General features: G+C 68.4%; 2 protein-coding genes. Both read left to right on the top strand.

Annotated features, from left to right (window positions below; translation table 11 throughout):
* Positions 1-9 precede the first annotated feature (9 nt).
* Positions 10-7,428, top strand: coding sequence for a non-ribosomal peptide synthetase (locus tag EQ874_RS22725; protein WP_207213616.1), 7,419 nt, complete (start codon positions 10-12; stop codon positions 7,426-7,428).
* A 247-nt stretch (positions 7,429-7,675) separates the two neighbouring features.
* The coding region (locus EQ874_RS23075) for a hypothetical protein (protein ID WP_207213615.1) at positions 7,676-7,894 on the top strand (219 nt) is incomplete at its 3' end.

Genomic DNA, 7,894 nt, shown 5'->3' with positions numbered 1-7,894 from the left:
CTGCGGGCGATGGATGCGCTGCGTGATGTCGCGGTGATCGCCCGGGAGGACGAGCGGGTCGGCACGCAGCTGGTCGCGTACGTCGTGCCCGCGGACGGTGCGCAGGCGGACATCGAGTCGATAAGATCCGCCCTCGGTGCTCGAGTGCCGTCGTACATGGTGCCGTCGGCGTTCGTGACGCTCGATGCGTTGCCGCTGAACGTCAACGGCAAGCTCGACCGCAGGGCCCTGCCCGAACCGGTCTTCGAGACCCGCGAATTCCGTGCCCCGAGCACACCGATCGAGGAGATCGTGGCCGGCGTGTTCGCCGACGTCCTCGGCCTCAGCCGAGTGGGCGTCGACGACGACTTCTTCGAACTCGGCGGCAACTCGCTGCTCGCCACCCAGGTCGTCTCGCGGATCGGCGCGGCGCTCGACACCCGCGTCCCCGTTCGCGTGCTGTTCGAGGCCCCCAGCGTCGCGGCGCTCGCCGTCGCGGCCGAGCAGCACACGGGTGCGGCGGCACGTCCGGCGCTGGTGCCGCAGCCGCGGCCCGACCGTGTGCCGTTGTCGCTTGCGCAGCAGCGCATGTGGTTCCTCAACCGCTTCGACACCGAATCGTCGGTCGACAACATCCCGGTCGCGGTGCGCCTGAGCGGTGCACTCGACCTCGGTGCGCTGCAGGCGGCGGTCCAGGACCTGCTGGCCCGGCACGAGGTGCTCCGCACCATCTACCCCGAGATCGACGGACAGCCCTACCAGCTGATCCTCCCCGTCTCGCAGGCCGCGCCCGACATCGACGTCGAACCGGCCACCGAGGACGACCTGCTGCACAAGGTGACCGGGGTCGTCTCCCGCGGGTTCGACGTCACCACCGAGATCCCGCTGCGCGCACGACTGTTCGAGCTCTCCGAGCGCGATCACGTGCTCGTCTTCGTCGTCCACCACATCAGCGCCGACGGCTGGTCCATCTCGCCGCTGACCCGCGACGTGATGACGGCGTACATGTCCCGCGCCGAGGGTGAAGCCCCCGGCTGGGCGCCGCTGCCGGTGCAGTACGCCGACTTCGCGATCTGGCAGCGTGCGGTCCTCGGCGGAGAGGACGATGCCGAGAGCCTGCTCGCTGCGCAGGCCGAGTACTGGAAGCGCACGCTCGCGGGTCTGCCCGACGAGCTGAATCTCCCCATGGACCGGCCGCGTCCTTCGATCCAGTCCTTCACCGGCGGCAAGATCGAGTTCGTCCTCGGCGCGGATCTGCACCGCGGCCTCGCGGCACTCGCACGCTCCACGGGCACCACGATGTTCATGGTGATGCACACCGCGCTCGCGGTGTTCCTGTCGAGGATCTCCGACAGCGACGACATCGCGATCGGCACGCCCATCGCCGGTCGTGGCGAATCGGAGGTCGACGACCTGGTCGGCATGTTCGTCAACACGCTCGTCCTGCGCACCCGGGTGGACGCGGGCAAGAGCTTCTCGGACCTCCTCTCGCGCGTGCGGGAGGGCGACCTCGAAGCGTTCGCCCACGCCGACATCCCCTTCGAGCGGCTCGTGGAGATCCTCAACCCCGAGCGGTCGACGGCACGCCACCCGCTGTTCCAGGTGGCACTGTCGTTCGAGAACCTGCCCGAGACGGCGCTGGAACTGCCCGAACTCACGGTGTCCGGAGTGCCCTTCGAGGTCGACACCGTCAAGTTCGACCTGTCGCTGACCCTCCGCGAGCATCGCGGCGGATCGGATGTCCCCGCCGGAATTTCGGCTGAATTCTCTTACGCGAGTGCGTTGTTCGACCGCTCGACGATCGAAGGATTCGCTCGACGGTTCGAGATGCTCGTCGCGGGAGTACTGGGCGATCCGCACCTGCCGGTCGGAGATCTACCGCTTCTCGACACAGACGAGTTCGACCGGCTCACGCACGTCCACGGCGACCGCGTCAGTGCAGGTGGAAGCCTCAGCGACATCCTCACTTCGGGCGTCGCGCGGGCCCCCGAGGCCGTCGCGGTGCGGTACGAGGGCCGGTCGGTCACCTATCGGGAACTCGACGAGACCTCGTCGCGCCTGGCCCGCATGCTCATCGAGCGAGGGGTCGGACCGGAGGACATCGTCGCCGTCGCGTACCCGCGTTCGTACGAGATGGTGCTGAGCGTGTGGGCGATCGCGAAGGCCGGTGCCGCCCACCTGCCGGTCGATCCGAACTACCCGATCGACCGCGTGCGCTACATGCTCGCGGATTCCGGTGCGGCCATGGGTATCACCGGGTCCGAATATCGCGAGGCGATGCCGGACGACTCCGACTGGGTCGTGCTCGACGCGCCGGAGACGGCCGCGGAACTGGACGCGCGGTCCGGTGCACCGGTCACCGACGCCGACCGCGTGCGGCCGATCCGGCTCGAACACCCGGCCTATGTGATCTACACGTCGGGTTCGACGGGTAGGCCCAAGGGCGTCGTGGTCACCCACACCGGTCTCGGTGGTGTCGTCGACACCGCCGTGGACCTCTACCACCTGCGTGCCGGCCACCGGTTCCTGCACATCTGCTCGCCGAGCTTCGACCCGTCGGTGCTCGAGTGGATGGCTGCATTCTCGAGCGGTGCGACGCTGGTGATCGTGCCGGGCCGGATCATCGGCGGCCCGGATCTGGCGGAACTGCTGCAGACCGAACAGGTGACCCACACGATCATCACGCCCGCAGTGCTGGGCACGATGGATCCTGCCGGTATCGACAGCCTCGAGGTGGTGTCGGTGGGCGGCGACGTCACCACACCCGAACTGCTCGGTCGCTGGGCGCCGGGACGGAAGTACTTCAACGGTTACGGCCCCACCGAGACCACGATCATCTCGTCGTTCGCCCGCCTGCAACCGGGCCGGCCGATCACGATCGGCAACCCGACCCACGGTGTATCCGCGCTCGTCCTCGATGCCCGGCTGAACCCGGTGCCCGAGGGTGTCGCAGGCGAGCTCTACATGGCAGGTGGCGCGCTCGCGCGGGGTTACCACGGGCGCACCGCCCTGACCGCCGAGCGGTTCGTCGCCAATCCCTACAGCAGCGACGGCTCGCGCATGTACCGCACGGGCGACGTGGTTCGCTGGCGTTCGCTCGAGGGCGGTCCCGTCGAGCTCGAATTCGTCGGCCGCAGCGACTTCCAGGTCAAGGTCCGCGGTTTCCGTATCGAGCTCGGCGAGATCGACGCGGCTCTCGCCGGACACGACAGTGTGGATTTCGCGGCTACTCTCGGCCGGACCACCGGTTCCGGCGCCACCGTGCTGGTGTCGTACGTGCTGCCGGTGGGGGGCCGAACGGTCGACACGGCGGAGTTGACCGAGTTCGTGGCACGGTCGTTGCCGCCGCACATGGTGCCGTCGGCCATCGTGGTGCTCGACGAGGTGCCGCTCACGCCGGTGGGCAAGCTCGATCGCGATGCGCTGCCGGAACCGGTGATCGAGGAGCGTGAGTACCGTGCCGCCGAGGGTGAGGTCGAGCAGATCATCTCCGAGGTGTTCGCGGAGGTTCTGCATCTGGACAAGGTGAGCGTCGACGAGTCGTTCTTCGCGCTCGGCGGCGACAGCATCGTGTCGATCCAGTTGGTGTCGCGGGCGAAGGCGCGCGGTGTGGTGTTCACCCCCCGGGACGTCTTCGAGCGTCGGTCGGTCGCCGGTCTCGCCGAGGTCGCGACGCGCTCCGAGGGCGGGACGACACTGCGTCCGGCCGAGCTTCCCGGTGGCGGTGTCGGCGAGGTTCCGCTGACGCCGATCATGCACGAGGTCCTGTCGTGGCCCGGTGGTTTCGATCGGTTCTCGCAGATCGTCGCCGTGACATTGCCGCGCGGGATCGATCAGGACGTGCTCGTTCGTACGATCGGTGCCGTCGTCGATCACCACGACGCCCTGCGTTCGATCCTCGAGCGCGGAACCGATGGGGAGCATGTCCTACGCGTTCGCGCTGCGGGAAGTGTCGATCCGGTGTCGATTCTCGAACGGGTCGAGCTATCCGCCGGAATCAGCGACGCAGATCTGACCGTCGTTGCGGAACGCGAGATCGACGCGGCGCTGGGCCGGCTCGATCCTGCCAGCGGTTCGGTCCTCCGGTTCGTGTGGTTCGATTTCGGCGGTGAGCGTGCGGGCATCCTCGCGGTCGTCGCCCACCATCTGGTCGTGGACGGCGTCTCGTGGCGCATCCTGCTGCCGGACCTCGGCCTGGCCTGGGGGCAGATCGTCTCCGGCCAGGAAGTGTCGCTCGACGCCGTGGGCACGTCCCTGCGGCGATGGGCGCACGGTCTCGTGGCTGCGGCCTCGGAGCGCCGGGCGGAACTTCCTCTGTGGGAGCGCATTCTGGAGGGCCCGGACCCGGCTCTGGGCTCACGTCCGTTCGATCCTGCCGTCGACACCGTCTCCACCGTCCGACGGATCGAGCTGTCTCTCCCGGCGTCCGAAACCGATGCTCTGCTGACGTCGGTGCCGACATTGTTCCGCGGTGGTGTCGCCGACGGCCTGATGGCTGCGCTCGGCCTGGCACTCGTGCGGTGGCGACGCGATCGAGGCATCGAATCGTCTTCGGCACTGGTCGAATTCGAAGGTCACGGACGGGAGGAGTCCGTCCTGCCGGGAGCGGACCTGTCGAGGACGGTCGGGTGGTTCACCAGTGCGTACCCGGTCCGGGTCGACCTGACCGGAGTGGACGTGGACGAGGCGTTCGCCGGTGGCGCTGCGATCGGATCGGCCGTGAAGGCGGTCAAGGAACAGCTCCTGGCCATCCCGGACAAGGGCATGGGATTCGGCCTGCTGCGCTATCTGGATCCGGAATCGTCGGCGCGGTTGGCGTCGATCGCCCGAGTGCCGCAGGTGAGCTTCAACTATCTGGGCCGGATGTCGTCGGCGGACGTACCGGAGGGTCTCGCGGAGATCGGCTGGGCACCGACCTCCGCGCTCGGCGAGCTGGATGTTGCTCAGGACCCCGACATGCCCGCCAACGCGAGCGTCGATATCAATGCGATCGTCTCGGACGGCGACGGCGGACCCCAGCTCGGCGCGAGCATCGCCTTCCCGTCGGGGTTGCTGGATTCCGACGACGTGGACGAGCTTGCTCAGCATTGGTCGCAGGCACTGAGCGCACTCGCACAGTACGCGGCATCACCGGATGCGGGTGGCCTGACACCGTCCGACCTGCTGCTCGCCGGTCTGGAACAGAGCGAGATCGAGGAATGGGAGCAGCGCTACCCGGCGCTCTCGGACGTGTGGCCGCTGTCGCCGCTGCAGGCGGGGCTGCTGTTCCACGCGTCGATGGTGACCGAGGAGCACGTCGACGTCTACACCATGCAGGCCGTGCTGGACCTCGAGGGTGAGGTGGATCCGGCGCGCCTGCGTGCGGCCGGACAAGCACTGCTGGACCGATACCCGAATCTCAGGACCGCTTTCGTCACGGACGCGGAGGGACGGTCCCTGCAACTGGTGCTCGACGACGTCGAGCTTCCCTGGCGAGAACTCGATTCGAGCGACACCGAGGACGAGCGACGGATGGCCGCGGTCGCATCGGCATTGGCGGACGAGCAGTCCCGCCGCTTCGACATGGAGTCGGCACCGCTCATTCGGTTCCTGCTCGTGAGATCCGGAACGAACCGGTACCACCTCGGAGTCACGACCCATCACATCCTTCTCGACGGCTGGTCGATGCCGCTGCTCATGCAGGATCTGATGGCCCTGTACGTGCTCCGCGGTGATCCCACGGCACTGCCGCGCGCGCGCTCCTACCGCAGTTTCCTCGCGTGGCTCGCCGAGCAGGACAGGACGGTTTCGCTCGACGCGTGGGCCACCGCGCTCGAAGGGCTCGGAGATCCGACCGCCATCGCTCCGGTTCAGCGCGACCCCGGGAACGACACGATCTCCACGGTCCGCGTCCTGCTCGACACCGAGCGCACCACCCGGTTGACCGCCCTCGCGGCCGATCTCGGCGTAACCGTGAACACCCTCGTGCAGGCTGCCTGGGGCGTAGTGCTCGGCCGCATCACCGGCAGCTCGGACGTCGTGTTCGGCGCGACCGTGTCGGGTCGTCCCGCCGACCTGCCCGGCGTCGAGTCGATGGTGGGTCTGTTCATCAACACACTGCCGGTGCGCGTGAGGACGAACCGGCACGAATCCGTGTCGCAGATGCTCCGCCGTCTGCAGGCGGAGCAGGCGGGATTGCTCGATCACCACTATGTCGGCCTGTCCGACATCGAACAGCGCATCGGAACGCCGATCGGATTCGACTCCCTGCTGGTGTTCGAGTCGTACCCGATCGATCGGGACGCGCTGTCCGACGCTGCGGGCTCGATCGACGGCATGACGATCACGGGCGTCGGAGTGAAGGACGCCACGCATTATCCGATAACGCTGCTCACCGTCGCCGACAGCGAGATCGAGCTGACCTTCAAATACCTGGAGCGGTTCTTCGACGAGGCCGAGGTCGTTCACCTCTCCCGGCGCTTCGTGCGTGTGCTGGAGGCGTTCGTCGAGGATTCCGACACGGCGGTCGCCGACATCGAACTCGTCGAGGCCGACGAACTCGCGCGTATCGTGGCCGAATCCGGGCCCTCCGCGGTGGTGGCCGGTACGGGAGCGGGCACCCTCGCCACCGTGCTCGCGGAAGTGGTCGAAGTGGACCCCTCGGCGCCCGCACTCGCCGTGCCCGCCGAACCCGAGGCCGACGGGCAGGGTGTGGAGATCTCGTACCGCGAACTCGACGAACGGTCTTCCCGCCTGGCCCGCATGCTCATCGATCGCGGGCTGGGAACAGGCGATGCTGTCGCCGTCTCGATGCCACGATCGGTGGACTCGGTGGTCGCGCAGTGGGCGGTGGCCAAGACCGGCGCGGCACTCGTGATGGTCGACCCGGCTCGCCACGGCGAAGAGCTGCCGGCGGGAGCCGCGGTGGGTCTGACCCTCTCGAAGGCGGCAGGATCCCTGTCGGGCGACTGGATCGTCGTGGACGACGAGAAGGTGCAGACGGACCTGTCGGCTCTCTCGGCCGCTCCCGTGACGTACTCGGACCGGCTGCGTCCGGTGGAACCGTCGGACGCGGCGGCGGTCATCGGGTCGCGGACGTTCACGAACGCCGAACTTCTCGAGCGGATCGACGAGCTCCGCGAGAGGTACGAGCTGACCTACGAGTCGCGGAGCGCCGCCCTGGGCAGCGTCGACGTCGAATCGGTGGCCCTCGAGCCGCTGGCCGTGACCGCGACGGGTGCGGTCGTCGTGGTCGTACCCGAGAAGACGGTGTCGGGGGCCTCCCTGGACGGTGTGCTCTACAACGAGTGGGTCACGCACGTCCACCTGCCGGAAGCCTCGCTGCGCACGCTCGAGCCGGGCAGTCTCGAGGATCTCGCGGTGGTCGTCGTGGTCGACGAGGTGCCCCAGGATCTGCTCGACGAATGGGGCGCGGCGCACCGGGTGCACCGGCTCTCCGATCCGGACTGACCGCAGGCGGGGCCGTCCTCGGACGGCCCCGCCGATGCGCGAGGTGGGACCCCGGAGGTACCGCCCGGTAACGTCGAGGGCGACTCGGGAGATGAACCAGAGAGGTTACTGTCGAGTAAGGTCACGCGATTCGGGTGGATGACTATGCTTGCTCGGTTCGCAGGCGCGACCACTGGTATCGAAAGCGAAGGGTGTGGGCTTTTTCATGCGTTCACGACACGACGGCAGCGCGGACGGAGCCACTCCGGTGAACGCATCGCGATCGAGTGACGCGGACTCGCACGTATCTCCGGCCGATCGCGCTCGTGCCCGGGCGTCGCGTCCCGAACGAGCTCCCCGCTCCGAACGTGCTCCCCGCCCCGAGCGCGCCGCGCGTTCCGAGCGTGCTGCCCGCCCGGAGCGGCGTGGGCGTGGTCGTCGTGGTGTGTTGTTGCCGCAGTTGTTGGTGTCGGCGGTGGAGTCGGCC

This window comes from Rhodococcus sp. Q1, from assembly GCF_004153645.1.
Classification (GTDB): Bacteria; Actinomycetota; Actinomycetes; order Mycobacteriales; family Mycobacteriaceae; genus Rhodococcus; species Rhodococcus gordoniae.
Note: the sequence above shows the minus strand (reverse complement) of the source record. Positions and strands in the feature narration are given on the sequence as shown.